The following is a 25,275-nucleotide window of genomic DNA, read 5'->3' as shown; positions in this document are numbered from 1 at the left end:
TGCTGCGCAACCGAGCGGGAGCAAGCTCCCTCGCCACAACAGCGTTCATCTCCTGCCGCAGTGCCTCACCTCGGCTGCTTGTGGCGCTCATACCATGCCAGGGTCGGTTGGGTCGTGACACCATGGACCAAAATACTCAAGGCCACCACCGACAGGGTGAGGTTGATGCACAGTTGCTCCACCTCCGGCTGCAGGTCGTTGTTCAAGGCGAAAAACAAATAAAACAGGCTGCCGATCCCGCGGATGCCGAACCAACCGATCAGCAGCCGTTGCGGTCCGTCGAGCAATCGCCCCCAGGGTAATGCCAGCACACTCAACGGGCGGATGACGGCAAACAGCAGGGCACCGATCGCCAAGGCCCGCCAGTCCCAATGGTTGGCCAGCACGACCCCAAGCAGGGTGACCAGAAACACTTCCATCGATCGCTCCACCAGGCTGCCGAATGCGAGCATGTCGCTCATCATGACCCCTGCGGCCAATTGACCATCGTCCAGCGACTCGGTATCGCCCAGAACAGCCTGTTGGGGATCGACGGTTTCGTGGCCCACCACCGGTTGCACCAGGTGTTCTGCCGGCGGCGCCGCTTCATCGGTGGATTTGACCTCAGCCTGGCGCAGCCCCAGGCCGGCGGCAAACACTGAGAGAAAACCATAGCCCTGGATCCACTCGGCCACGACGTAAGCCAGGGCAATCAGTGCCAGGGCCAGGTAGTCATTGGGCGACAGCGTGCTGTCGGCATTCCGGATGCGCATCGACAAGGTCAGCTTGCCAATGCCGCGGCCCATCCAGTAGCCGACCAGCAAACCGGCCGGCACCGCCCAGAGGACGTTACGCAGCAGCCATTCACCGAGAAAACCGCTGCCGTCTTCACGCAGCATCAACAGGCCGAGGATCACAAAAGGAAATGCCGTCCCGTCGTTCAGTCCCGCTTCGCCCGACAGGCCGAAACGTACCCGGTCGTCATCCCGCGCGTCATTGACCTGCACCAGCGCCGCCAGCACCGGGTCGGTAGGTGCCAACATCGCGCCGATCAGCATCGACACGCCCCAACCCAGGCCCAACAGATAATGCAATGCCAGGCACAGGCCGGCGATGCACAGGATCATCACCGGCCCGGCCAGCCCATAGGCGACACGCCAGGTACGGTTCTTGAGGGGCAAACGCAACTTGAGGCCGCTGACGAACAATGAAAACACCACCGCGACCTCCGTGAGGTGTTCCATCCAGACCGCCGAGTCGCTGATGTCCAGCTTCAGCACGTCCAATCCCATCGGCCCGATGGCAACGCCCAGTACCAGGCACATCGCCGAGGTGGTGACCGGCATCCAGCGCAGATAGGAGGAGGTCAAGGCCAGGGTCAGCAACACCGCACCGAGCACCGCTACCCATACCGTGAAAGTCATCGTTGCTCCTTGGATAGCGCTTGGTACAGCCGGCGAGTGAACCCCGTGGCGAGGGAGCTTGCTCCCGCTCGGCTGCGAAGCAGTCGTAAAAACCTTTTGACCGCGCCCCCTTGCATGGGCCGCTTCGCCTCCAGCGGGAGCAAGCTCCCTCGCCCCAACAGCGCCGTTGCCACATTCAACAGCTGGGGTGGTTCTCAGTATTCGAGGGCTGGAGCGAAACGAGGGTTCCCCTCGTGAATGGACAACCCGTTTATCCGCCTGCCCTTCAACCCAACGGAATTTTTCGTCGTTGCCGGTGCTCTGCAACAGAAGAGACGTGCTGATTCAGCGTCCGCCGAAACCCAAGAGGCCCTTATGACTGCGCTGACACCCCTCCAATCCCAGCCGGGAACCGTGCACCCTGTTACGCCTGACGGGCACGTACGCCAATGCTATGAACGACTGTTCCAGGGCCCCGACGACGCTGACAAGCAAGCCGTCGCCCAAGCGCTCCTCCAGGAATGCATCGCAAAGGCCGCGGCGCTTCCCCAGGAGATGCCCGATGACCCCATGGCGCTGCTGGCCTGGGTCGAGCAGCACAGCGCCGGCGTGGCCCGGCAATACGCTGACTACCTGGAGCGGCGCAAAAATGGCGGCGCGCGGGAGTTCTTCAGCAGCAAGGCCCACGCCTTGTACTTCCTGCAGGCTGTAGCGCCGACCAAACGGGTGGACGGCGCCTGGCTATATGGCGTGGTCAAGCACTGGCACGACCATCGTTTCGAGGGGTTGCTGTGCACCTACCTGGAAGAACTGGGGGACGGTCATCCCGCGCAAAACCATGTGGTGCTCTATCGAAAATTGCTCGCCGAACACGATCTGTCGGATGCCCCGGACATCGACGACGCCCTTTATCTGCAAGGCGCCGTGCAACTGGCCTTGGGGTACGCCGGCGACGAATACCTGCCAGAAGTCATCGGCTACAACTTGGGCTATGAGCAATTGCCCCTGCATCTGCTGATCAGCGCCTACGAGCTGAGCGAGCTGGACATCGATCCGTACTATTTCACCCTTCATGTCACCATCGACAACGCCAGCACCGGCCACGCCCATAAGGCCGTACAAGGGCTGCTGCAGCTGATGCCGATGGAAGCCGACCGGGAAGCCTTCTGGCACCGGGTCACGTTGGGCTATCGCCTCAACGACCTGGGGCAGGGCAGCCGGGACATCATCGGCGCGTTCGACCTGACCCGCGAAGTGCTGGACATGCTTGAACGCAAACGCCCGTTCGGCCAGCACATGCATTCCGATTACTGCAAGTTCGAAGGCAAGACCGTCAACCAGTGGCTTTCGGCGCCAGGCCAGTTGGAAGGATTCTTGGCGGCAATGCAGAACAAAGGCTGGATCAAACGCCATGAAGACCCGCAGAACAGCCGCTTCTGGACGCTGATCAACGGGGCTGGAGCGGCCATGTTCGGGGTGTTCAGCCCCTACGAAAAACAGCTGTTGCACGATTGGATAGCCGGTGACTGGCTGGACGAGGGTACAAGATCCGGCGTCCGGCGCGCTCCGGTTGCTGCTTGCGAGCCGACGACGCCGATGGACGATCCCGATGTACAAAGCTTGCAACAGGCACTGCAAGGGCGGACGCCCAACGAGCAGATGCAGGTTCTGATGCCCTGGCTCTGTGCTCGGCGTCATAGCCATCCGGCCGGCCTGTTGGCGACTCGTCGGTTCATCGAACTCAAGTCCGCACTTCGTTAGGGAGCCCTGCATGAATGAAGAACGCCTGTCCGAGCGGGACCTTGCGCTGTTGCAATTGGGCCGGCGCCTGCAAGCCGACGGCTACCGTTTCATTACCCCAACGCCGTTGACCCACGAGCGAGTCAACCAGCGACCCGGCAATGAACGCTCCAAGACCTTGCGGGACGTGTTCGGTTGGTCGCGGCCATTTGCGCCGGGACTGATCAGTGCCGATGAACAGCGGCAACTGCAAGAAGCCCATGTGCTGGAAGAGCGCGACGGCCTTCTGCGCAGCCGGGTGCGCTGGTCGAGCCTGGATGGCTTGCTGTTCGCTCATTCGCCGTTCCCCACCCAGGCCACCGATGCGGTGTTTTTCGGCCCTGACAGCTACCGTTTCGCCCAACTGATCCATACTCATCTGCAGCAGAACTTCACGGCGGTACATCGCGCCGTGGACATCGGTTGTGGCGCCGGCGTCGGTGCGATCGTGATTGCCCGCGCCCGGCGTGAAGCGCAAGTACTGGCGGTGGACATCAACCCGCAAGCCTTGCGCCTGAGCGCCGTGAACGCCGCGCTGGCCGAGGTGGGCAATGTCGAGGTCGCTCGCAGCGACGTGCTGCAGGACGTGCCAGGCAACTTCGACCTGATCGTCGCCAACCCGCCGTACATGGCTGATCCATCCGAGCGCGCCTATCGCCATGGCGGCGGCGCACTGGGCGCCGGGTTGTCGTTGCGTATCGTCGAACAGGCCTTGCCCCGGCTGACACCGGGCGGCTCGCTGGTGCTCTACACCGGCGTGGCGATGGTGGATGGGCGCGACCCGTTCCTGGAAGCGCTGGGTCAATGGCGTGACTCGGCGGATTTCGGCTGGACCTACAAGGAATTGGACCCGGACGTGTTTGGTGAGGAATTGCTGACGCCGGGTTATCAGGATGTGGAACGGATCGCCGTGGTGGCGTTGGTTGTAACCCGCATTGGCGCAGGTATCGGCGGGGTTATCGGAGGGATTATCGATGAACAGGCGCATGAAATTCGGCATTGAAGAGGAGTATTTCATCACCGATCTGCAAACCCGTTGCATGCCAGGCGAGCCACCCGCACAAGCGATCGCAGCTTGCCAGGCCGAGCTGGGCAAGCATTTCGCCCATGAAATGTTCCTGTGCCAGGTCGAGATGGCATCGCCCATCTTTCGCAGCCTGTCAGAGGCGGCCGATTACCTGAGCCAGGTGCGTACGGGCTTGAACCAGCGGTTGGCACCCTATGGCCTGGGTCTGCTCAGCGCCGGTTCACATCCGATGACGACCCAAGTACTGCAGCCGACCGACGAGCTGCATTTCCAGCAACTGTTCGATGATTACCAACGGGTGGCGAGGCGCAGCGTGCTGTCGGGCCTGCATATCCATGTGGAAGTTCCGGCCATTCAGGATCGAGTGCGGGTCATGAATGAGATCCTGCCCTGGTTGCCGATGTTCCTGGCCCTGAGCGCTTCATCACCGTTCTGGAACGGTGGCTACAGTGGCTTCAGCAGCTATCGACAAGTGGCCTGCGATGAATGGCCACGCATGGGCGTGCCGGAGTTTTTCGAAGATGAGTCGGCGTTCGCCAGCTACGTCGACATGCTCATGCGTACCGGGTCCATTCGCCAACCCAGCGATTGCTGGTGGGTGATACGGCCTTCCTCACGTTACCCCACGCTGGAACTGCGCATTTGTGATGCCTGTCCTCGGGTCGACGACGTCCTGTGCCTCGCTTCGCTGTTTCGCCTGATGGTGGCCCATGCCGTGGCGCAGCGCCGGCCTGGCGCCAACTACAGCCAGATGTCCCAGTGGGTCCTCAAGGAAAATCGCTGGCGGGCCAAACGTCATGGGATTCTCGCGGAGTTCATCGTCGAGGGGCAGGAGCAGCCGATGCTGATCGGTGAATGGTTGACCCTGGCCGAGCAAACCTTCGGTGAGACCGCAGCAGAGCTGGGTGTCCAGGATGTATTCGGGCAGGTGCGCCGCATGGTGCAGGAAGGCACCAGCGCCGACCGGCAAATCGTCCTTTTCGAACAGGGGCTGTTGCTGGGCGATTCCGTCGAACAGGCCCTGGGCCGCGTGGTCGATCAACTGCTCGCGGAAACCGTCGGGCTGCCGGTTGCCGATCCGGCGTTGCAACAGGTGGCAGGTGGTCCATGAGCAGCAAGACCCTGGATGACTACAACCGTATGCGTGACTTCGCCGCCACTCCGGAGCCAGCGGCGAAGCGCTCGCGCAAATCGGCGAAGACGGCCCATGCCTTGCAGTTCTGTATTCAAAAACACGACGCCTCGCGGCTGCATTACGATTTTCGGCTGGAACTGGACGGTGCACTCAAGAGCTGGGCGGTGCCCAAAGGCCCCTCCCTGGACCCGAAAGCCAAGCGCCTGGCGGTGCATGTCGAAGACCATCCGCTGGATTACGCCACGTTCGAAGGCAATATCCCCGAGGGCCATTACGGCGCCGGTGACGTGATCGTCTGGGACCGAGGCGTCTGGATTCCCCAGGGCGATCCCCACGAGGCCTATGAAAAAGGCCGGCTCAAGTTCGAGCTGCAAGGGGAAAAGCTCAGCGGCCTGTGGAACCTGGTGCGCACCCACATGCCCGGCAAGCAGGAGCAGTGGTTCCTGATCAAGCACCAGGACCAGGCCGCCCGCCCCGAAAGCGAATACGACGTGGTCCAGGCCGAGCCGGACAGCGTGCTCAGCGATCGCACCCTCGTGCCCAAGCGTCGAGCCAAGGCTGGCGCCAAAGCGGTGAAACAACCGGAAAAAGCCGCGCAGCCGAAATCGCCGAAGCGCACCTCGAAAACCTCCCTCAGCGGTGCGGTCGCCGGGCCGCTGCCAGACACCCTCAAGCCGGAACTGGCGACCCTGGTGGAAAGCGCGCCCGACGGCGAATGGCTCTATGAAATCAAGTTCGACGGTTACCGGGTCATGGCGCGGATCGAAAACGGTGACGTCAGGCTCCTCACCCGCAACGGCCATGACTGGACCCACAAATTGCCAAGACAGGCCGAGGCCTTGGCCGCACTGGGCTTGGAATCGGCCTGGCTCGACGGCGAGATGGTGGTTGCCAACGACCAGGGCGTGCCGGACTTCCAGGCCTTGCAGAATGCCTTCGAGGGCGGCAGCAGCGGCAAGATCGCCTATTACCTGTTCGACATGCCTTACCTCAACGGCATGGATTTGCGCAAAGTGCCGGTGCAAGAGCGCCGGGCCGCCTTGGCGGCCGTGCTGGAGCCCAACGAAAGCCCTTTGCTGCGGTTTTCCGATGCCTTTGAAGAAACCCCTGAAGCGCTGCTCAATAGCGCCTGCCAGATGCAGATGGAGGGGCTGATCGGCAAGCGCGTCGGCAGCACCTATGTGTCCCGGCGCAGCAACGACTGGATCAAGCTCAAGTGCAAGAATCGCCAGGAGTTCGTGGTGGTGGGCTTCAGCGAGCCCAAGGGCGCTCGCAGCGCCTTCGGTGCCTTGCTGCTGGGGCTGCATGATGCCGACAGCGGCCAGTTGCGCTACGCCGGCAAGGTCGGCACCGGGTTCAACGAAACCACCCTCAAAAGCATCTACCAGCAATTGCTGCCCCTTGAGACGAAGAAGGCCGCCGTGGTAAACCCGCCCACCGGTTACGAAACCAAGGGCGTGCACTGGCTCGAACCGAAGCTGCTGGCCGAAGTGGCCTTTGCCGAAATGACCAAGGACGGCTCGGTGCGCCATGCGGTTTTCCATGGCTTGCGCGACGACAAGCCGGTCAAGGACATTACCCAGGAGCTGGCCAAGCCCGTGAAAAAAAACGCTACGGCAAAAAAAACCAAAGCCAAGGATGAGCCTGGCGCGACACCGGCCAGGACCAAGAGCAAGGCCAAGGCAGCGGCCTTGGACGGCAAGGTCCGCATCACCCATCCGGAGCGGGTCATTGACGCCAGCAGCGGCACCACCAAGCTGCAACTGGCCGAGTACTACGCCAGCATGGCCGAATTCATCCTGCCGGAACTGGAAGACCGCCCGGTCGCCTTGGTCCGGGCGCCGGATGGCATCTCCGGTGAGCTGTTCTTCCAGAAGAACCCCGAGCGCCTGGCGATTCCCGGTATCACCAGCCTGGACAAGGAACTGACCGGGCAGCCGGTGATGATCATCAACAACGCCGAGGCGCTGATCGGTGCGGTGCAGATGAGCACGGTGGAGCTGCACACCTGGAATGCCACCTCCATCGATCTGGACAAGCCTGACCGTTTCGTCCTCGACCTTGACCCGGACCCGGCGCTGCCCTGGAAAAGCATGGTCGAGGCGACGCAGCTCACGTTATCGGTACTTGATGAGCTGGGGCTCAAGGCGTTCCTCAAGACCAGCGGTGGCAAGGGCATCCATGTGGTGGTGCCGCTGACGCGCAAACTGGGTTGGGACGAGGTCAAGGGGTTCAGTCATGCGATTGTCAGTCACATGGCCAAGCTGCTGCCAGACCGTTTTTCGGCGGTGTCCGGGCCGAAGAATCGGGTAGGGCGGATTTTCATCGATTACCTGCGCAATGGGTTGGGCGCTACCACCATTTGCGCTTATGCCGCCCGGACTCGGGAAGGGTTGCCGGTGTCGGTGCCGATCTTTCGCGAGGAGGTGGCCGAGCTCAAGGGGGCGAATTTGTGGAACGTGCACAATGTTCATGAGCGTCTGGCGGAGGTTGGGCATGAGCCTTGGGCTGGGCTCAAGCGAACTCGGCAGAGTATTACGGTTGAGATGCGCAGGCGTATCGGTATGAAGAAAGTTTAACCGGATCACCTCAAGCCGCTGTCATCGGCATTGTGCACCCCGAAGACGCATTCAGCCCACCGGGACACGCATATATTCCGGCTGCAGGTAGTTGAACCAGAGCAGGATCATTTCCACCAGGATCGTCACCAGGACCAGCAGGCCGACGCCCCAGACACTTGCCGAATACAGCAGGCCCTGTTCCTTCTTGAGGCCCATGAACTTGGGCAGCCCGACGAACAGCAGGAACGTCGAGTAGGCCGACGCCAGTAACAGCACTGCCACGGCCAGCCAGCGGCTCGGGTAAAGCCCGAAGATTCCGGCCAGGAAGTACGGCGTTGCGGTATAGGCGGCGAAGCCGATGCATTGGTTAACCGTCGGGCGCGCTTCGAAAGTGCGGGACATCCAGCGGATGAACAGCCCCATCAACGTGACGCCGACGACGATGGTCACGTACAGCAGCACGCACAATTGAAGCGCGCTGGCACTGCTGAGCCGTACCGTTTCGTTTTCGGCCAGGCTCCATCCGGTCCATGTCGTGCCGATGAACAGGCATACCGTGGGGATCAGCGCGAGCAGCAGCAAATGAGCCAGGTAATGGCGTGGATGCGCCTGTTCTTGCTCGCGTATGTCGGCCCAGGCGAATTCGGGCTGCGTGAACAGTTTGACGAAAGGTGCGGACATGACGACCTCCTGATCAGGACGGCCTCTGCATGAGGCCCTTATGGAGTTTGAGGTACAGAAAAAGACTCGGGTTTCATTTATTTGCTGGTCCTGGCCGACGGGGCGATAAAGGGAATGAAACACAACGGTAGAGGTCAACCCATCAGCATCCCCGAAGGACCGTCTGCCATGACTGTTGCCCAAATCCTGGTTGATTATTTGCGCAATCATGACCTGCGCCTGACCACAGCCGAATCCTGCACCGCCGGACAGATCGTCACATTGCTGGCCGAGGTGCCCGGCAGTGGTTCACTGATCGAAAGTGGTTATGTGGTGTACTCCCCTGAGGCCAAGCAGCGCTTGCTCGGTGTCAGCCCACGCACCATCGAGACCTTCAATCTCACCAGCCGTGAAGTCGCCGAAGAAATGGCCCTCGGCGCCTTGCACGATGCCAATGCCAATGCGGCGGTGGCCACCACCGGTCTGCTCGGGCCAGACGACAAGGACGGAATACCCGCCGGCACCGTCTGCTTTGCCTGGGCGTTCGATGTGGACGGTCAGCGAGCACTGTTCAGCCGTTGCGTGCGCTTCTTCGGCAGTCGCGGTCAGGTGCAATTGTGGGCCGCCGAATACGTGCTGCAACAACTGCCCGGCTTTCACCAGCGCGCCGTGGCCGGCGAGCGGCGATAGGAGGGCGGGCCATGAGCGATCCATACGAGCAGGACGACCACCGCAGCCGCCAGTTTCCGGTATGCGAAGACATGGCGTTCCAGCACAAGGTCTGGCGTTTCGAGCGAGTTGGCTGGTACGTGTTGGTGCTGTTGGTGATCCTGGCCTTGCTGGGGCTGTTCTCCCGTGGCCCGCTGAGCAACCGGGAGCTGCACAGCGACGACGGCAGCCTGGGCGTCGAGTATCAGGCCTTCCACCGCAACGGCTCCAGCAACGTCCTGGTCATCCGTCTCAAGGGCCAGCCCAACGCCGTGTTGGAAGTCGAGTTGGGTGGCGATTGGCTGGAAGGTTTCGAGGTGCAAGCGTTGCAACCTGCACCGCTGCGCTCGGCGGGCGCGGGGCAGGGCATGACCCTCTGGGTACAGGCCGATGAACGAGGGCAGGCCAGCCTGCACCTGTCATTGCTCGGCGACGGTTTCGGGACCTATCACAGCCGCATCGCAACCCCTGGCGGTGCCTCGGTGAGTTTCAATCAGTTCATTTTTCCTTAGGTGACCTATGGATTCGGTGCTGCGAGCGGCCGTGATGTACGCGGCGTTGATGGTGTTGTTCAAGATCGCCGGGCGACGTTCGCTGGCAGAAATCACCACCTTTGATTTCGTGTTGTTGATGATCATCGGCGAGGCCACTCAACAGGCGCTGTTGGGGGATGATTTCTCGATGACCAACGCGCTGATGGTGATCGTGACGCTGATTGCCATCGATGTCGGCTTCTCATTGCTCAAACTGCGCTCCCAATGGGTTTCGCACCTGATCGACGGTGGCCCGACCATCATCGTCGAGGACGGACGAATTCTGCACGGGCGGATGCGTCATGCGCGGTTGGTGGAGGCGGACATCATGGAGGCGGCACGCTCCAGCCAGGGCATCGAGGCCCTGGAGCAGATCAAGTTCGCGATCATCGAGCGCAATGGGAAGATTTCGGTGATTGCCAAGGAGTAACCCCGAGTGCTGGCGAACTTCATTGTGGCGAGGGGATTTATCCCCGTTGGGCTGCGAAGCAGCCCCAATAGGCCAACACTCGGGATCAGCCTGATATACTAGGTGAGCTTTTTAGGGCTGCTTCGCAGCCTAGCGGGGATAAATCCCCTCGCCACAAAAGCAGTCTCAACCTTGATCAGAGCATCGGCTTGCCCCCGGTAATCCCATAACGGGCTCCGGAAATGTAACTGCCTTCGTCCGAGGCCAGCAGCACATAGATCGGCGCCACTTCAACCGGCTGGCCGGGACGGCCAAGGGGTGTCTGGGAGCCGAAATTCTGTACTTCTTCCTCGGGCATGGTCGCCACGATCAGCGGCGTCCAGATCGGTCCGGGTGCCACGCTGTTCACGCGGATGCCCTTGGGGCCGAGCATTTGCGCCAAGCCGCCGGTGAAGTTGGCAATGGCGCCCTTGGTGGTGGCATAGGCCAGCAGCGTCGGCTTGGGCATGTCGGAGTTGACTGAACTGGTGTTGATGATCGAGCCACCCGGCTTCATGTGCGGCACGGCGGCCTGGCAGATCCTGAACATCGCGGTGATGTTGATATCGAAGGTACGCACCCATTCTTCGTCGGGAATATCCTCCAGGTTTTCGTGGGTCATCTGGAACGCGGCGTTGTTGACCAGGACGTCGATATGCCCGAAGCGGGCGACGGTTTCATCGACGATCTTGCGGCACAAGCCTTTGTCCGCCAGATCACCGGGCAGCAATAGGCATTGGCGCCCGGCCTGCTCGACCCAGCGTGCGGTTTCCCGGGCGTCTTCATGCTCGTCCAGGTAGGCAATCGCCACATCCGCACCTTCACGGGCGAAGGCAATGGCCACGGCACGACCGATGCCGCTGTCGGCGCCGGTGATCAGGGCGATTTTGTTCGCCAATCGTCCGGAGCCGGTGTAGCTCTGTTCGCCGCAGTCCGGGTAAGGGTCCATTTTGCGCTGGCTGCCGGGCACCGGCTGGCTTTGTTTAGGGAAAGGCGGGAAAGGGTAGTCGACCATCGTCGTTCTCCAGGTGGGTTGCGATGGAGGGTGGACTTTGGGTTTTCGGGCAGAGTTCGGTCGAATTGTCCGGCCAGTCGATGAGCGTAATAAGGCGTGTTTCGTCGGCGAATAGAGGGGCCTGGCGAACATTGGACGGGCCTGTATTCTCCAATGTGAGTACAGGTGTCGTTTAAGGAGCAGGGCAATGTTCAGCCACATACAGATCGGCGCGCGCGACCTGCCGACAATGGTCGCTTTTTATGATGCAGTCCTCGGCTGCCTGGGGCTGGAGCGTATCGAGGGCGAAAATGATTCGGGCCCGCCGGGAGAAGGCTGGCGTCAGCCCGGCAAGCATTGGCCCCAGGTTTTCGTCCAGTTGCCTTTCAATGGCCTGCCCGCTACGTGGGGCAATGGCATGCAAGTGAGCTTCGCCGCGGACTCCCCGCAAACCGTGCGCGCTGCCTGGGAGCAGGCGATTGCCATGGGCGGCTCTGACGAAGGCGCTCCCGGCCCGAGGCCGCAGTATTGCGAAGGCTATTTCGGGGCCTATTGCCGCGATCCGGAGGGCAACAAGCTGTGCTTTGTCCATGCGCCGGATATGCATGAATAAAGCACAGACCCCATTGCGGCCAGGAGCTTGTGTGGCGAGGGAGCTTGCTCCCGCTGGGGCGCGTAGCGGCCCCTATCTGAGGGCTGCTTCGCAGGCCAGCGGGAGCAAGCTCCCTCGCCACAGGATCAGCCCCTGGCCTTCAGGCTGCGCTCCATCCGCGTGATCCCTTCCTCCAGCAGTGCCCGCGGGCAGCCGAAGTTCAAGCGCACGAACTGACCGGCGTCGTCGCCAAAATCCAGGCCGGCACTCAGCCCCACCTTGGCTTCTTTCAGGAAGAAGCCCTGCGGGTCATCCAGTCCCAACCCGGAGCAATCCAGCCAAGCCAGGTAAGTGCCCTGGGGTACGGTCATGGTGATGCCCGGCAGGCGAGTGTTCACTGCATCGACCAGGTAATCGCGGTTGGCTTGCAGGTACGCCTTCAGGGCCTCTAGCCACGGACCGGCTTCGCTATAGGCCGCACGGGTCGCTTCAAGGCCCAGGGCATTGACGCTGTCGACCATGCCGGCCCGGGCGCTGTTGACCCGTTCGCGCAGCTTGGTGTTCTGGATAATGGCGAACGAGGTCTTCAACCCGGCGATATTGAAGGCCTTGCTGGCGGACATCAGGGTGATGGTGCGCTCGGCAATCTCCGGGCTGAGGGAGGCGGTTGGAATGTGCACACGGCCGTCGAAGCACAGTTCGGCATGGATTTCGTCGGAGATGATCCAGGCGTCCTGCTCCAGGCAGATGTCTGCCACGGCCTTGAGTTCCTGGCGGTCAAACACCTTGCCCAACGGGTTGTGAGGATTGCTCAGCAACAGCGCGCCACCGCCCTGCAAGGCCTCGCGCAACGCAGCCAATGGCGTGTGGAATTCACCGTTGACCGGGTGGAATGGCAATTCCACTTTGTTCAACTGCCAGTGACCTGGGGCGTTGCGCAGCGGCGGGTAGTTGGGCACCTGCACCACGACATTCTGCTGGGGCGCTACCAAGGCATGTAGGGCCATGTTGAAGCCCGGCTCGACACCCGGCAGGAACACAATCTGCTGGGGCTCGACGCGCCAGGCGTACTTGCTCCACAGATCGGCCACGACGGCGGCGCGCAGATCGTCCTGGGCCACGCTGTAGCCCAGCATCGGATGTTCCAGGCGCTTGTGCAGCGCGTCGATGATCACGGGTGGGGCGGGGAAGTCCATATCGGCGACCCACATCGGCAACACATCGGCCGGGTAGCGGCTCCATTTGGTACTGCCGGTGCCGTGGCGTTCCAATACCGTGTCGAAATCGAAAGTCATGGGGGTTCCATCAGTCAGTCATGAGATGGCGAACATCATAAAGCAAAGGCCAGTGAGAAAAGCTTGATGGCGTAGTGCCACCAACTGATGATAATCAGTTACAGTTCACTGTCGAAACGCCCCCAAGACGTGAACGGCATTGGTAACGGACCCTCCAGGCCTTTGAAAAGGACGACCCCCATGACATCGCCCGTGCGCTTTAACGATCACCACCGTAGAGCCGATCGCATCATGTTGGGGCTGCTTTGGCTCACGTTGTTGTATTCCCTGAGCCTGGCATTCCTGCACTCGACGTTTACCCAGGCGCTGCTGGTCGGAGCGACAACCTGCGTGGCGAGCACCGCGCTTTATCGCGTCCTGGTGGGCACTCGGGCCATGCGCTGTATTATCGCGGTGGCGTTGATGGTCATGGCGGCATTGCACATCAACCAGACCCAGGGTGTGATCGAATTCCACTTCGGGATCTTCGTGCTGCTGGCCGTGTTGACGTTCTACCGTGACTGGCTGCCGATTGTCGTGGCCGCCGCCACCATTGCGGTTCATCACCTCGGTTTTCACTGGCTCCAACACCAGGGTTATCCGGTGTTCGTGATGGATACCCACGGTGGCTGGTCGATGGTCTTTCTCCACGCGTTCTACGTGGTAGTGGAAAGTGTGATCCTGATTTACCTGGCGAACCAGAGCCTGGCCGACGCCACGGAAAACCAGGATGTGCTCGATAAGGTTCTGGTGGCGGCCGCGCAATTGAGCAACGACGCTGGCAGGCAGCACAACGAGGGCGTCAAGGTCTCGTCGAGCGAGCGTTTCGATCATTTCCTCCAGCAGGTCACCCAACTGGTGGACGGCGTGGTGCGCGACACCCGAAACCTCTCGGACCTGGGCCAGGACCTGTCCCAAGTCGGCCAGACCCTGGAAACCGGCGCCCGCCACCAACTCGATGAAGTGGCGCAGATGAGCGGAGCGATCAGCCATCTGGTCCAGGCCATGGAGAACATCGCCGGCCATGTCGACCAGACCTTGCAGCGTGCCGGCCAGGCCAACGAGCAGGTCAACCGCGGGCGCAGCACGGTTGACCAGACCCGAGAAGAGATCGTCGAGCTGGCCGGGCGCATCAACCTGACCAACGAAACCGTGCAAGTCCTGGCTGAACAGGCGCAACAGATCGGCCAGGTGCTGGATGTGATCAATGGTATCGCCGAACAAACCAACCTGCTGGCCCTCAACGCGGCCATCGAAGCCGCTCGGGCCGGCGAGCAGGGCCGTGGTTTCGCGGTGGTGGCCGACGAAGTCCGGACCCTGTCCCAAAAGACCTCGACGTCCACCACGCAAATCCAGCAGATCATCGCCAAGCTACAGCAGGGCAGCCGCCAGGCCGCTGTCGCCATGCAAGACAGCCGGGATGGAGTGGCGCGCTGCGTGTCCGCCAGCCAACTCGCTTCACAACTGCTCCACGCCGTGGTGGAAGACATCGCAGTGATCAACCATTTCAACGACCTGATCGCCACTACCACCCAGGAACAATCCAAGGCGTCGATGGGGATCAATGAGCGCTTGCAGAGCGTCCAGGCCGTGGCTGAGCGCAACGCCGACAACATTGGCATCCTGACTCGCAGCAGTCAGTGCTTGCCGCCGTTGGCAGAGCGTTTGGCGGTGTTGGGGCAAGCGTTTCATGGCAAAGCCGGGACGCTCTGAGCGGCAGGATCTGCAGTGACCACCGCGCCTACATACCGGTAGCAAACGCCGGAGGATGTTCGAGGGTCAGCCGTATCTCGCGAAACGCAACTTCGTACTGGCAGAGCATGCGCAACGCCCAATCAGCCCGCCCCCGAATGCGATTGTCGTCTTCGTGGGCCGGCTCCTGGCCGTTGAGCATCGACTCCACCTGCCGAATGATCAGCTGTTCCGGCAAATACATAATCCGGCAATTCTTGTAGCTCGACGCACGCAGCTCGGCGATGGGATAGGCGCCGCCAAGTCCAGCCGAGACGCCCACCAACAGCGCGGGTTTGTGCCCGAGCTCCTTGGTCCCGGCATAGAGGAAGAAGTTCTTCAGCGCGGGGCAGGCCATGCCATTCCACTCCGGGCTGATCACGATCAGTGCTGTGGCTTTGGCAAGGATCGATTGTTGGGCACGCCACACCTCATTGCAGTCTTTTTCCGGCCAAAGCGGCAATCGGCAGGCGGCCAGGTCAATCAAGTCGCTGGCGTCGCACAGGTTGAGATCCGTTAGTCGCTGGCGCAGATAACGCGCCACTTTGAGCGACTGACTGTCCCCGCGGTTGGAACCCGACAGCACAACGATGTGGCGCCTCATTGCGTCACCTCCGGTTGTGCGCTGGCCTTGGGCGCGGTACGGCGTGAGCGCACGACGGGCCAGAACAATTCCTCTTGCCAACTGATCGGTGACAGGTGCTCGATTCCGTAGGCTGGCGGGCGTCGGCGCGTGATTTTTGCCGTCCCGAACAGCACATCCCATAGAAACAACAGGTTGCCGAAGTTGCCTTTGTAATGAGTGACACCGTCCTCGGCCGTCAAGCCATGGTGAGCAGAGTGGGTGGATGGGGTGGAAATTATCCGCTCCAGAAGCCAGACCACGGGCCGCAAACCACGAACCCCATAAAGCTTGTCATCCCATGCAACACTGCTGTGCGCCGCGAAAATAACAGTCATCTTGATGATCAGGTAAACGTAGTAGACCGGCGCGAGGCCCAGGTAGATCAGCATGCCGGACAGCCAGATCCCGGGCATGAGCAGGTAATAAAAACTGTTGTTGCGGTAAACGATCCGGACACTCATGTAGGGCGCGGAATGATGGGCGCGATGCAACGCATAGAGGGCGGGAACCCGGTGAGTCAGGCGATGCCACCAGTATTGAGTCATGTCGTCCAGCAACAGGAACAACACGAACCCGGCGACCCAGGGGATCGCCACCAGCGCGTCCTTCATCTGCGGGGCAACCAGGCTGAGCAACTTGCCGCTCAGCCACATGACGGCGGGGAAGGTGATTGCGACCAGGATCCCGGAGCCGATGACTTCAATCAGTACATCACGCCTGCCGCCCGATGACTGGCGCAAGGCCGAGCAAGCAAGTTCCAGCAAAATGAAGGCGAGGAATATCCCGGCCACGACGACAGAAGGATTATTGGCGAGCATTGTTGTATTCATGGCACTCTCGATTAAGGCCCCAGCGGGCAATGCCATTTCATTAGAAGCCAGCGAGTCAGCCCTCCCAATGCGCGAAACGGACAGAATCGAGCGAGAAGCGGTCAATCGTTCACCCCAACGCTTTCACCGGGGCAAATTGGGCCAGGTGCTGGAGCGTTTCCTGGACAGTCACGCTGGAGGGAGGCAAAAAGACTACAACCTGATCGAGCTGGATCAGCTCTGGCGCGAAGCGGCGCGCGTCGATCCGGCGATCGGCTTGAAACTGTTTGCGCTATTTACGCCTCAGGACTGGCACGTCCTGGCTTATCTTTGCCTGTACAGCCCTGACGTCTTGTCGGCCATGCAGCTTTGGGCACGCTACGCCGCGCTCGCCTCGGATACGGATACGGTGCGCTTGCTCAATGACGAAAACGGCCTGGGCGTCGAGTTGAGTGTCGATGCGCCGGGGGATTTGGCGCGGTACGTCGTAGAGCACTATGGCGTAATGGCCGTTACGCAATTACGGCGAGGAACGGGACAGGACATACAGCCGATTCTCGCCAGATTCGCCCATTCGCGGCCCTCGTATTACCAACAGTACAGCCAATGGTTTGGAGACCGTATCGAGTTCGACTGCCCGGACAACCGTTTCTATTTCGATGCCCCAAGCGCACGCCTGCCGATGCAGACGCGTCATCACGGCATGTTGGAGCTGTTGACCCAGGAACTCGACCGCCGGGTCGCCGCGCACCGCAGTTTCACCGGCTGGTCGGCCAGGCTGGCCGACGGTGTTCGGCGATCATTGGCCAAAGGCGAAACGCCAACGCTGGTCGATCTGGCGCAAGCACTGCACCAGACGCCGAGAACCTTGCGCAGGCGCCTTGAGGAACAAGGCACGACCTTCAGGCAGTTGCTCGACCAGGTTCGCGGCGAACTGGAGTTGCTTTTGGAAATGCAGGGCGAATCCCCGGCGCAGATTGCCGCTCAGCTGGGTTACAGCGATACGACCGCGTACCTGCATGCACGAAGCAGATGGCGTGCGGTGAAGTAAGGCAATCAGCGAGCCCTCCCGATACGAATGTATCTCTGTGTATCCAAGGCCATTGTTGATACGGACGATTTCATTCAAGGCCGTCGCTGACACATGCGCGATACCTGGCCGACGTCAAATGAGCCCACCGAGACAGCCCCAGCCGTCTCACTGGCTCACCCCACGTCGGAGATAACATCATGAACTGGAAAAACCTCGGCATCGCTTCCTTGTTTGCCGCACTGAGCCTTGGCGCTGTCGTGGCCAATGCCCAAGACAGCATCAAGCCTCACACCTACATGTATGGCGACCACCTGGATGTCGCCAAGGTGCTTTCGGTCAAGCAAGGCTCGGGCTGCGGCGTCGTGGAGACACGCATGACCTATTTGGACTCGGCCGGCCAGATCCAGGCACTGGACTACGACGCCGTCGCCCAGGACTGCGCTCAGGACAATTGATCCAGGTCCGTGGGCCACTCACTCAAGGAGAGTCATCATGCTTGCAATTTCATCCGTTTGCGCCTGGCACCGTTGCCTGGTTCACACCGCCAGGGGCAGTGCGCTCAGTCTCGCACTGCTCGCTGCCAGCCCGGGAGCCTGGGCGGCCACCGCCGCGGTCGCGCCAGCCAGTACGGTTCAATCGTCTCAATCCGAGGCCATCCGCCCATACCGCATCCATGTCGATGACGCGAAGCTGGCCGAACTGCGCACGCGCATTGCCGACGCCCGTTGGCCGGACAAGGAAACCGTCAATGACGTTTCCCAGGGCGTGCAACTGGCCCAGGTACAGGACTTGGTGAAGTATTGGGGCAACGGTTATGACTGGCGCAAGGCCGAGGCCAGGCTCAATGCATTGCCCGAGTTCATCACCACGATCGATGGTGTCGACATCCAGTTCATTCATGTGCGTTCGCGCAATCCCAACGCCATGCCGCTGATCCTTACCCATGGCTGGCCGGGTTCGCAATTCGAGTTCCTCAAGACCATCGGCCCGTTGACCGATCCGACCGCCTACGGGGGGCGTGCCGAGGACTCTTTCGACGTCGTGATTCCGTCGATTCCAGGTCACGGCTTTTCCGGCAAGCCGACCGAGTTGGGCTGGGGCCCGGACCGCGTGGCCAAGGCCTGGGACGTGCTGATGAAACGCTTGGGCTACACCCATTACGTGTCCCAGGGCGGTGATCATGGGTCGGTCATCTCCGACGCCTTGGGCCGCCTGGCGCCGCCCGGTTTGCTGGGTATCCATTTGAACATGCCGGCGACCGTGCCGCCGGAGCTGGTGAAGCCGATCAACAGCGGCGAACCGGCACCGGCCGGGTTGAGCGCTCCAGAACGCACTGCCTACAACTCGCTGAGCAGCTTCTTCGGCCGCAATGCAGCCTACGGCGCAATGATGGTGACCCGGCCGCAGACCATCGGTTACCTGCTGGCAGATTCGCCCTCGGGCACAGCGGCATGGATGTACGAGAAATTTGCCGCCTGGAGTGACAGCGAAGGCAAGCCGGAGCGTGTGCTCAGTCGCGATGAAATGCTCGACGACATCAGCCTGTACTGGCTGACCGACACCGGCGCATCGTCCTCCCGTTTCTATTGGGAGAACAACAACAATAACTTCAGTGCGGTGGCGCAAAAAACCGCTGACATCAAGGTCCCGGTAGCGATCACCGTGTTCCCCCACGAAATCTACCGCGCACCGAAAACCTGGGCCCAGCGCGCCTACCCATCGCTGTCCTACTTCAACGAAGTCAGCAAGGGCGGCCATTTCGCTGCCTGGGAGCAGCCGCAATTGTTCAGCGAAGAGTTGCGCGAGGCATTCCGGCCATTGCGTAGCGCCGCGAAAGACACCGTCGCCCAGACCGCTCATTAAACCTTTCCTGGCGGCTCAGAACCGTGAGCCGCTCACCCGCCATTCGTTAGAGAGATTCACATGGACACGACTCTGAACCACCCATCCGCAGCGCGCCATGGTCGCTTCTTCACCCCAGCCCTCCTGGTGTTCGCGATGATGCAATTGGGCGCCTTGGGCTTCGCTTCGTCGCAGGCTAACGCCGCCGATATACCTGCCAGCACCATCGGCGCCATTACACCGGGCAGTCACACCTCGTTCGGGCCGCTGAAGCACGTCAAGGCTGGCCTGTTGGACGTTTCCTATGCCGAGGTCGGTCCCGCCGATGGGCCGGTGGTCATCCTGCTGCATGGTTGGCCCTATGACATTCACAGCTACGCGGATGTGGCGCCAGCGCTGGCAGAGAAGGGCTATCGCGTGCTGATTCCGTACGCCCGCGGTTATGGCGACACGCGCTTCCTGTCGGCCAAGACCCTGCGCAACGGCCAGCCTTCTGCACTGGCAAGCGATCTGATTGATTTCATGGACGCGCTGAAGATCAAGCAGGCCGTGCTCGGCGGTTACGACTGGGGCGCACGCACCGCCGACATTGTCGCGGCCCTTTGGCCGGAGCGGGTGAAGGCGCTGGTGGCGGTGAGTGGCTACCTGATCGGCAGCCAGGAGGCCGGCAAGACACCGCTACCACCGGCCGCCGAACTGCAGTGGTGGTATCAGTTCTACTTTGCGACCGAGCGCGGCCGCCTCGGTTACGAGAAAAACACCCACGACTTCGCCAAACTGATCTGGAAGCTGGCGTCGCCCAAGTGGAACTTCGATGACGCAACGTATGAGCGCAGTGCCGCCGCTTTGCAGAACCCCGATCATGTCGCCGTTTCAATCTTCAACTATCGCTGGCGCCTGGGCCTGGTCAAGGGCGAGGCCAAATACGATGCACTGGAAAAGAAACTGGCGACGTTCCCGTCGATCAGCGTGCCGACCATCACCTTGGAGGGTGATGCCAATGGCGCTCCTCATCCGCCCGCCGAAGCCTATGCCAAGCGTTTCACTGGCCAATACGAACATCGCCTGATCGATGGCGGTGTCGGCCACAACTTGCCGCAAGAAGCACCGCGGGCGTTCGCCCAGGCCGTGATCGACGCCGATCACCTCCAGTGAGGCCGCGTTCCCGGCATCTGAAGTGAAGGGGAACCCGAAACAACGGGTTCGCCTCCCAAAGGCTGATACCTCAAATCACCTTGGATCAGGCAAACATGCCGGCGAATCCGGCAACCGGATAGGCGTTTCGCTCCACATACTCTCGCGGCCCTGAGGCCCTGCCACAGCGGTATCCGAGTGGCGGGGACTTCTGTAGGCCATCGAAAACACGTGTGCGAGTGCTTGATATGGAAAACAACACGATCCGCTTTGCCTGCAACGGCTGCGGGATCTGCTGCAAGGGGCGGCTGATTCCACTGACGTTGGATGAGGCAAGGCAGTGGCTACACCGCGGACATGAGGTAGCGGTCATACTGGAGGCGTTCGATGAGTCAACCTGGCCTTCCGAGCCTAGGCAATTCGCCCACAGCGCCCAACGGGCCGTGGCCGTCACCAGTGGCGATGCCCAGATTCGAGTCGTGGCGGTACTGGCGGGCAATGCGCTGACGCAGTGCCGCAATCTCGGCGACGATGGTCGTTGCGGCATCTATGAAGAGCGCCCGCTGGTCTGTCGAATCTATCCGATGGAAATCAATCCGCTCATTGCCTTGCGTCCTGCCGACAAGGTCTGTCCGCCTGAGGTCTGGGAGACGGGCGAGGTCTTGTTCAGCGACCGCGTTGTCGATCCGATCCTGGCCGATCAGATCGAACGCTCCCGCCAGGCGGACAGGGACGATGCCCAGGCCAAGATTGCGCTGTGTGAAGCGATGGGCATGAACGTCGCCGCCTGGAAGGGCAACGCGTTGGCGGTGTACTTGCCTGATAGGGCGCAGTTGACTGAAGCGATCATTCGCTACGATCGCGCCCCCGTGGCACCGACAGGCCTGGATTGGAAAGTGCGGGTCGAAACGCCGGCCCTGGCCCAACGCCTGCTGCAAGTGGGGGTCGCGCTGGATGATCAACGGTCAACCGGCTATATCTTCCAGAATCTTTAGGCACCCAGCCAAACCATCACTTTGTGCCCCCCAAACTCCTGAAACATATTGTCATTTCTGGCCCGAGGTGACTGATGCGAGCTAGGGATCGTTAAATCGAGTAAGAAATTGCGTCAATCAGGCAAGCGACTCGAACCGCCGACCCAGCATACTGCGTCCATATTGATCAACGACTTACGGTGATGGCGAACAGTGTTCGCATCACCAAGCCGTGGGTCCGATGTTTCCAAGGAGTGAAATGTGCACACCGACTTCAACTGCGACCAGGGCGTCAGCGACATCAGTCGCCTGGCCGGTTCGGTCAGCCAGCTTGTGCCCAGCGAGGGCGACCAGATCACCGCCATTGCCGGCTTGAGCCTGCATCGGCGCAACGCGATCACCGCGCCGACGCACTGCATCTATGGCCTGGGTCTCGGCGTGACCTTGCAGGGCCGCAAGCAAGCCATGCTCGGGGACGAGATACTGACTTACGCGCCGGGCCAGTCGATGGTGACCTGCGTGGATCTGCCGGTCATTTCCCACATCTCCCAAGCCAGCGTCGCCAAGCCGTTCCTGGGCATGATGCTGAGATTCGACAGCACGATGGTGATGCAAGTGGCCGAGCGCATGCAGTTGTCACAACGCATGAGGGACGACGCGTTTCGACCGGTTACCGTACAAGCGCTGGATACCAGGGTGCTGGACGCCCTGCGACGCTTGATAGACCTGCTGGAGGAACCGTCGCTGCTTGAGACAGTCGCTCCGCTGATCAAGGAAGAGATCATCGCGCGCCTGTTGAGCGGTGCCCACGCGCCACAGTTGCTGCATGTGATCGCTGCCGGGTCACCCAGCCAGCACATCGCCAAGACGGTTGCCTGGCTGAAACTGAATTTTCGCCAGGCGTTGCGTATGGACGATCTGGCGGCACAAGCGCACATGAGTCCATCCACGTTTCGCCAGCATTTTCGCACCGTGACCGGAATGAGTCCGTTGCAATACCAGAAGCAGCTGCGGCTACAAGCCGCTCGGCAGTTGATGTTGAGCCAGAATGTCGATGCGAGCAGTGCAGGGGGCTTGGTTGGCTATGAAAGTGCCTCGCAGTTCAGCCGTGAATACAGCCGCCTGTTCGGCGCGCCACCGCAGCGGGATATCAAGCGCATTCGCTTGTGATCGTGAGGCTTGTCTGGCGTTGCGGCCAGACAGCCTCACACGCCTGTCACGCCAATTTGAAAGGTAACTCACGCAACGGTTTACCCGTCAGGCTCGCCACCGCGTTGGCAAAAGCGGGGGCCAGTGCCGGCAGGCCGGGTTCACCCATCCCCGTAGGAGGCTCGGCGCTGGGCACGATGTGGACGGCAAATGTCGGCATGTCGGTAATGCGCGGCACGCTGAAGTCAGCAAAATTGCTTTGTTGCACCACGCCATCTTTCAGCGTGATCGCGCCACCTGGCAGGCACATCGACAATCCCATCAGCGCCGCGCCTTGGACCTGGGCCTCGACACTGCGAGGGTTGACCGCCAGGTTGCAGTGCACACCGGCCGTCACGTTATGCAGCACCGGACGACCGTCCTGCACCGAGGCTTCGACGACGTAGGCCACCACCGAGCTGAACGACTCGTGGACCGCCACGCCCCAGGCATGGCCCGCCGGCAACTGGCGCTTGCCATACGCACTCTTGTCCACGGCCAATTGCAGTGCCTCGCGATGGCGTGGGCTCTGGTCGCCAAACAGCTTCATCCGGTAGGCCACTGGATCCTGCTTGGTCGTGCGGGCGATCTCGTCGATCAGCGTTTCCATCACAAACGCCGTATGGGTGGAGCCCACGCTGCGCCACCACAGCACGGGAACGTTGAGCTTGGGGTGATGAACCGTCAGCCGCATGGGCAGCGGATACGGATTACGCAGGCCTTCCGTGGCGGTCGGGTCGATGCCGTTTTTCACTCGCCCGCCAAACACGGTGCCGGTGATGATCGATTGGCCCACCAGGGCGTGGTCCCAGGCGAGCACCTTGCCGCTGTCGTCAAAACCGATGCGCGCACGGTGCAGGTGCATGGGCCGATAGTAACCGCCCTTGATGTCGTCCTCCCGGCTCCAAAGGGTGCGGATAGGGGCGTTGACCCCGGCGGTGCGCGCGGCCTTGGCGACCTCGCAAGCCAGTACGACGAAATCGTTGGTGGGCACGCCGCGCCGGCCAAAACCACCGCCGGCGGTCTGCACGTTCACCTGGATCTGCTCTGGCTTGAGGCCCAGCACCTTGGCGGCCGCGGCACCGTCACCGCCGGGGAACTGCGTACCGACCCACAGTTGAGCGCCATCCCCGGCGAGCTGCACGGTGCAATTGAGGGGCTCCATCGGGGCATGGGCGAGGTAGGGAAACACGAACTCGGCGTCCAGTTGATGCGGCGCGCTGGCAAGTGGCGTCATGTCGGCATCAAAGTGCAGTGGGCCGGGCTGGTTGGCCAGTTCCCGGTATTGAGCCAATTGTTTCTCGCTGTCCACTTTTTCTACAGCGCTCGCATCCCACTCCACCTTCAGCGCGTCGCGTGCCAGCTTTGCCTGCCAGTAACTGTCGGCGACCACCGCAACACCTTCGGCACCGCCGTCCAGTGGTACGCGCAACACGGCTTTTACGCCTTTCGTGGCACGTGCCGCGCTGTCATCCAGGGCGGCGATTTTGGCGCCGAACACCGGAGGTCGGGCGACGACAGCGGTGAGCTGCCCCGGCAGATGCATGTCGATGCCAAAATCCTGCTGGCCGCTGCTCTTGGCCTTGGCGTCGATGCGTGTCGTAGCCTGGCCGATGATGCGGAAATCCTTGGGATCCTTGAGCGTGATCTGCTCGGGCACCGGCATCGCCATCGCGGCTTCGGCCAGCTCGCCGTAGCTGGCTTTACGGCCTGCCGGGCCGAGGACCATGCCGGCCTGGGTGCTCAGGCTCGCCACGTCCACGTTCCAGCGCGCGGCGGCGGCACTCAGCAACATGGCGCGGGCACGGGCGCCGAGTTCGCGGTACTGGGTGTAGCTGTTCTTGATCGAGTTGGAACCGCCGGTCAGGTGGATGCCGAAATTCGGGTCCATGTAGGCGGCGTCACTGTTGCCGTTGCGACTGCGTACCAGGCTCCAGTCGGCATCGAGTTCTTCGGCAAGAATCATCGGCAAGCCGGTCTGCACGCCTTGGCCGAACTCCAGGCGGTTGATGGTCACCGTCACTTCGCCGCTGGGCGCGATTTGCACGAATGCCGTGGGTTGCTGGCTCGGTTTGAGTGGCACAGCGGCGCCACTGGTCTCTTGCGCCAGGGCCAGGTGTGGAAACGCCCCCAAGGCCAGCCCGCCGATGCCGACGATCTTGAGAAAACTGCGGCGCGGCAGCGTAGCGGGGCTGTCAGCCTCGTCGCGTTCAAGCAGGAGTTGCAAGGCGCGAGGGCGCTCGTTCGGAAAGATCTCGTTCAACATGGTCTGCTCCGATCAGGCAAGGGCTTTGGCGGCATCAGCCACCGCGGCGCGGATACGGGCGTAGGTGCCACAGCGGCAGATGTTGCCGGCCATGGCCGAGTCGATCTCGGCGGCCGTGGGCTGCTTGCCCTTGGGTTGGGCCTTGAGGAAAGCGGTCGCGCTCATGATCTGGCCGCTCTGGCAGTAGCCACATTGCGCCACATCATGCTTGACCCATGCATCGTGCACGGCGCTACCGACCGGATCGCTGCCGTTGGTTGCCGCTTCGATGGTGGTGATTTTCTTGCCTTCGGCGGCGGCAATGGGCGTCACGCAGGAACGAATGGCCTGGCCATCCAGGTGCACGGTGCAAGCGCCACACAACGCCGCGCCGCAGCCGAACTTGGTGCCGGTCATGCCCAGCGTGTCGCGCAAGGTCCAAAGAATCGGGGTGCTTGGGTCTACGTCGACCGTGTATTCACGGCCATTGATGTTGAGGGCGCTCATAGGGGTACCAGCTCCGGATGGTTTGGCTCTGGTTAACTATAGAAAGCTATGTTTGGGAGCGATTGCACGATCCGGGCGGATGATTGCCTAATCT

General features: G+C 61.5%; 23 protein-coding genes. 15 read left to right on the top strand and 8 right to left on the bottom strand.

Annotation, left to right across the window (positions count from 1 at the left end):
- Positions 1-65: 65 nt before the first annotated feature.
- Complete coding sequence (locus BLT00_RS06500) at positions 66-1,403, bottom strand: cation:proton antiporter (protein ID WP_092143589.1); 1,338 nt, start codon at positions 1,401-1,403, stop codon at positions 66-68.
- A 354-nt stretch (positions 1,404-1,757) separates the two neighbouring features.
- Between BLT00_RS06500 and BLT00_RS06495 the strand changes: the two genes are divergently transcribed.
- The 4 genes from BLT00_RS06495 to ligD are packed head-to-tail and all read left to right on the top strand — an operon-like array spanning position 1,758 to position 7,902.
- Positions 1,758-3,143, top strand: coding sequence for an iron-containing redox enzyme family protein (locus tag BLT00_RS06495; protein WP_092143748.1), 1,386 nt, complete (start codon positions 1,758-1,760; stop codon positions 3,141-3,143).
- Positions 3,144-3,153: 10 nt separating this feature from the next.
- Complete coding sequence (locus tag BLT00_RS06490) at positions 3,154-4,164, top strand: methyltransferase (protein WP_092143586.1); 1,011 nt, start codon at positions 3,154-3,156, stop codon at positions 4,162-4,164.
- The gene (locus tag BLT00_RS06485) at positions 4,136-5,299 is read left to right on the top strand and encodes a carboxylate-amine ligase (RefSeq protein WP_092143583.1); all 1,164 of its coding nucleotides are present in this window, start codon (positions 4,136-4,138) and stop codon (positions 5,297-5,299) included. Before BLT00_RS06490 ends, BLT00_RS06485 begins: the two co-directional genes overlap by 29 nt.
- Positions 5,296-7,902 carry a DNA ligase D gene (ligD, locus tag BLT00_RS06480; protein ID WP_092143579.1) on the top strand — a complete coding sequence of 869 codons (2,607 nt, stop codon included), beginning with the start codon at positions 5,296-5,298 and terminating at the stop codon, positions 7,900-7,902. The genes BLT00_RS06485 and ligD overlap by 4 nt, the downstream gene beginning before the upstream one ends.
- A gap of 51 nt (positions 7,903-7,953) precedes the next feature.
- Here the strand turns inward: ligD and BLT00_RS06475 are convergent, their stop codons facing one another.
- Positions 7,954-8,565: a Yip1 family protein gene (locus BLT00_RS06475; protein WP_092143576.1), complete on the bottom strand. Its 612-nt coding sequence runs from the start codon at positions 8,563-8,565 to the stop codon at positions 7,954-7,956.
- Between the two features lie 168 nt (positions 8,566-8,733).
- On the opposite strand from BLT00_RS06475, the gene BLT00_RS06470 reads away from it, so the two are divergent.
- Genes BLT00_RS06470 through BLT00_RS06460 form a run of 3 tightly spaced genes read left to right on the top strand, consistent with a single transcriptional unit; the run spans position 8,734 to position 10,215 of the window.
- Positions 8,734-9,234 carry a CinA family protein gene (locus BLT00_RS06470; RefSeq protein WP_092143573.1) on the top strand — a complete coding sequence of 167 codons (501 nt, stop codon included), beginning with the start codon at positions 8,734-8,736 and terminating at the stop codon, positions 9,232-9,234.
- An 11-nt stretch (positions 9,235-9,245) separates the two neighbouring features.
- A complete protein-coding gene (locus BLT00_RS06465) occupies positions 9,246-9,764 on the top strand; it encodes a hypothetical protein (protein WP_092143570.1) in 519 nt (172 codons plus the stop codon).
- 7 nt (positions 9,765-9,771) lie between these two features.
- Positions 9,772-10,215 (top strand): DUF421 domain-containing protein, encoded by a 444-nt coding sequence (locus BLT00_RS06460; RefSeq protein ID WP_092143567.1) that lies wholly within the window; start codon positions 9,772-9,774, stop codon positions 10,213-10,215.
- A 175-nt stretch (positions 10,216-10,390) separates the two neighbouring features.
- On the opposite strand, the gene BLT00_RS06455 is transcribed toward BLT00_RS06460, so the two are convergent.
- The gene (locus tag BLT00_RS06455) at positions 10,391-11,248 is read right to left on the bottom strand and encodes an SDR family oxidoreductase (protein ID WP_092143564.1); all 858 of its coding nucleotides are present in this window, start codon (positions 11,246-11,248) and stop codon (positions 10,391-10,393) included.
- A gap of 187 nt (positions 11,249-11,435) precedes the next feature.
- Between BLT00_RS06455 and BLT00_RS06450 the strand changes: the two genes are divergently transcribed.
- On the top strand, positions 11,436-11,840 hold the full coding sequence (locus BLT00_RS06450; protein ID WP_092143562.1) for a VOC family protein: 405 nt from the start codon (positions 11,436-11,438) through the stop codon (positions 11,838-11,840).
- Positions 11,841-11,965: 125 nt separating this feature from the next.
- Here BLT00_RS06450 and BLT00_RS06445 read toward each other — a convergent pair whose 3' ends face one another.
- The gene (locus BLT00_RS06445; protein ID WP_092143559.1) at positions 11,966-13,114 is read right to left on the bottom strand and encodes a MalY/PatB family protein; all 1,149 of its coding nucleotides are present in this window, start codon (positions 13,112-13,114) and stop codon (positions 11,966-11,968) included.
- A 180-nt stretch (positions 13,115-13,294) separates the two neighbouring features.
- Between BLT00_RS06445 and BLT00_RS06440 the strand changes: the two genes are divergently transcribed.
- The gene (locus BLT00_RS06440) at positions 13,295-14,806 is read left to right on the top strand and encodes a methyl-accepting chemotaxis protein (RefSeq protein WP_092143556.1); all 1,512 of its coding nucleotides are present in this window, start codon (positions 13,295-13,297) and stop codon (positions 14,804-14,806) included.
- Positions 14,807-14,834: 28 nt separating this feature from the next.
- On the opposite strand, the gene BLT00_RS06435 is transcribed toward BLT00_RS06440, so the two are convergent.
- Both BLT00_RS06435 and BLT00_RS06430 read right to left on the bottom strand, forming a co-directional pair.
- Entirely contained in the window at positions 14,835-15,428 is a 594-nt protein-coding gene (locus BLT00_RS06435) for an NADPH-dependent FMN reductase (RefSeq protein ID WP_092143554.1), read from the bottom strand.
- On the bottom strand, positions 15,425-16,279 hold the full coding sequence (locus BLT00_RS06430) for a sterol desaturase family protein (protein ID WP_092143551.1): 855 nt from the start codon (positions 16,277-16,279) through the stop codon (positions 15,425-15,427). The genes BLT00_RS06435 and BLT00_RS06430 overlap by 4 nt, the downstream gene beginning before the upstream one ends.
- Before the next feature lie 67 nt (positions 16,280-16,346).
- Between BLT00_RS06430 and BLT00_RS06425 the strand changes: the two genes are divergently transcribed.
- The 6 genes from BLT00_RS06425 (at position 16,347) to BLT00_RS06400 (ending at position 22,411) form a co-directional block, all read left to right on the top strand.
- A complete protein-coding gene (locus BLT00_RS06425; RefSeq protein ID WP_092143745.1) occupies positions 16,347-17,309 on the top strand; it encodes an AraC family transcriptional regulator ligand-binding domain-containing protein in 963 nt (320 codons plus the stop codon).
- Between the two features lie 179 nt (positions 17,310-17,488).
- A complete protein-coding gene (locus tag BLT00_RS06420) occupies positions 17,489-17,746 on the top strand; it encodes a DUF2790 domain-containing protein (RefSeq protein ID WP_092143548.1) in 258 nt (85 codons plus the stop codon).
- 37 nt (positions 17,747-17,783) lie between these two features.
- Complete coding sequence (locus BLT00_RS06415; RefSeq protein WP_092143545.1) at positions 17,784-19,154, top strand: epoxide hydrolase family protein; 1,371 nt, start codon at positions 17,784-17,786, stop codon at positions 19,152-19,154.
- A 60-nt stretch (positions 19,155-19,214) separates the two neighbouring features.
- Entirely contained in the window at positions 19,215-20,288 is a 1,074-nt protein-coding gene (locus BLT00_RS06410) for an alpha/beta fold hydrolase (protein WP_092143542.1), read from the top strand.
- A 227-nt stretch (positions 20,289-20,515) separates the two neighbouring features.
- Entirely contained in the window at positions 20,516-21,262 is a 747-nt protein-coding gene (locus BLT00_RS06405) for a YkgJ family cysteine cluster protein (RefSeq protein ID WP_072345182.1), read from the top strand.
- Between the two features lie 240 nt (positions 21,263-21,502).
- Positions 21,503-22,411 carry an AraC family transcriptional regulator gene (locus tag BLT00_RS06400; protein WP_072345184.1) on the top strand — a complete coding sequence of 303 codons (909 nt, stop codon included), beginning with the start codon at positions 21,503-21,505 and terminating at the stop codon, positions 22,409-22,411.
- Positions 22,412-22,457: 46 nt separating this feature from the next.
- Here BLT00_RS06400 and BLT00_RS06395 read toward each other — a convergent pair whose 3' ends face one another.
- Positions 22,458-24,695, bottom strand: coding sequence for a xanthine dehydrogenase family protein molybdopterin-binding subunit (locus tag BLT00_RS06395; protein ID WP_092143539.1), 2,238 nt, complete (start codon positions 24,693-24,695; stop codon positions 22,458-22,460).
- Between the two features lie 12 nt (positions 24,696-24,707).
- Positions 24,708-25,181 carry a (2Fe-2S)-binding protein gene (locus tag BLT00_RS06390; protein ID WP_072345188.1) on the bottom strand — a complete coding sequence of 158 codons (474 nt, stop codon included), beginning with the start codon at positions 25,179-25,181 and terminating at the stop codon, positions 24,708-24,710.
- Positions 25,182-25,275: the final 94 nt, after the last annotated feature.

It is taken from the genome of Pseudomonas sp. NFACC51 (genome assembly GCF_900103575.1).
In the GTDB taxonomy this organism is placed as follows: domain Bacteria; phylum Pseudomonadota; class Gammaproteobacteria; order Pseudomonadales; family Pseudomonadaceae; genus Aquipseudomonas; species Aquipseudomonas fluorescens_Q.
This window is presented reverse-complemented; position numbering and strand designations above follow the sequence as displayed.

Excerpts from the sequence above, each read along its gene's own strand:
- BLT00_RS06500 (WP_092143589.1), bottom strand. The coding sequence starts at position 1,403 with ATGACTTTCACGGTATGGGTAGCGGTGCTCGGTGCGGTGTTGCTGACC.
- BLT00_RS06495 (WP_092143748.1), top strand. The coding sequence starts at position 1,758 with ATGACTGCGCTGACACCCCTCCAATCCCAGCCGGGAACCGTGCACCCT.
- BLT00_RS06490 (WP_092143586.1), top strand. The coding sequence starts at position 3,154 with ATGAATGAAGAACGCCTGTCCGAGCGGGACCTTGCGCTGTTGCAATTG.
- BLT00_RS06485 (WP_092143583.1), top strand. The coding sequence starts at position 4,136 with ATGAACAGGCGCATGAAATTCGGCATTGAAGAGGAGTATTTCATCACC.
- ligD (WP_092143579.1), top strand. The coding sequence starts at position 5,296 with ATGAGCAGCAAGACCCTGGATGACTACAACCGTATGCGTGACTTCGCC.
- BLT00_RS06475 (WP_092143576.1), bottom strand. The coding sequence starts at position 8,565 with ATGTCCGCACCTTTCGTCAAACTGTTCACGCAGCCCGAATTCGCCTGG.
- BLT00_RS06470 (WP_092143573.1), top strand. The coding sequence starts at position 8,734 with ATGACTGTTGCCCAAATCCTGGTTGATTATTTGCGCAATCATGACCTG.
- BLT00_RS06465 (WP_092143570.1), top strand. The coding sequence starts at position 9,246 with ATGAGCGATCCATACGAGCAGGACGACCACCGCAGCCGCCAGTTTCCG.
- BLT00_RS06460 (WP_092143567.1), top strand. The coding sequence starts at position 9,772 with ATGGATTCGGTGCTGCGAGCGGCCGTGATGTACGCGGCGTTGATGGTG.
- BLT00_RS06455 (WP_092143564.1), bottom strand. The coding sequence starts at position 11,248 with ATGGTCGACTACCCTTTCCCGCCTTTCCCTAAACAAAGCCAGCCGGTG.
- BLT00_RS06450 (WP_092143562.1), top strand. The coding sequence starts at position 11,436 with ATGTTCAGCCACATACAGATCGGCGCGCGCGACCTGCCGACAATGGTC.
- BLT00_RS06445 (WP_092143559.1), bottom strand. The coding sequence starts at position 13,114 with ATGACTTTCGATTTCGACACGGTATTGGAACGCCACGGCACCGGCAGT.
- BLT00_RS06440 (WP_092143556.1), top strand. The coding sequence starts at position 13,295 with ATGACATCGCCCGTGCGCTTTAACGATCACCACCGTAGAGCCGATCGC.
- BLT00_RS06435 (WP_092143554.1), bottom strand. The coding sequence starts at position 15,428 with ATGAGGCGCCACATCGTTGTGCTGTCGGGTTCCAACCGCGGGGACAGT.
- BLT00_RS06430 (WP_092143551.1), bottom strand. The coding sequence starts at position 16,279 with ATGAATACAACAATGCTCGCCAATAATCCTTCTGTCGTCGTGGCCGGG.
- BLT00_RS06425 (WP_092143745.1), top strand. The coding sequence starts at position 16,347 with ATGCGCGAAACGGACAGAATCGAGCGAGAAGCGGTCAATCGTTCACCC.
- BLT00_RS06420 (WP_092143548.1), top strand. The coding sequence starts at position 17,489 with ATGAACTGGAAAAACCTCGGCATCGCTTCCTTGTTTGCCGCACTGAGC.
- BLT00_RS06415 (WP_092143545.1), top strand. The coding sequence starts at position 17,784 with ATGCTTGCAATTTCATCCGTTTGCGCCTGGCACCGTTGCCTGGTTCAC.
- BLT00_RS06410 (WP_092143542.1), top strand. The coding sequence starts at position 19,215 with ATGGACACGACTCTGAACCACCCATCCGCAGCGCGCCATGGTCGCTTC.
- BLT00_RS06405 (WP_072345182.1), top strand. The coding sequence starts at position 20,516 with ATGGAAAACAACACGATCCGCTTTGCCTGCAACGGCTGCGGGATCTGC.
- BLT00_RS06395 (WP_092143539.1), bottom strand. The coding sequence starts at position 24,695 with ATGTTGAACGAGATCTTTCCGAACGAGCGCCCTCGCGCCTTGCAACTC.
- BLT00_RS06390 (WP_072345188.1), bottom strand. The coding sequence starts at position 25,181 with ATGAGCGCCCTCAACATCAATGGCCGTGAATACACGGTCGACGTAGAC.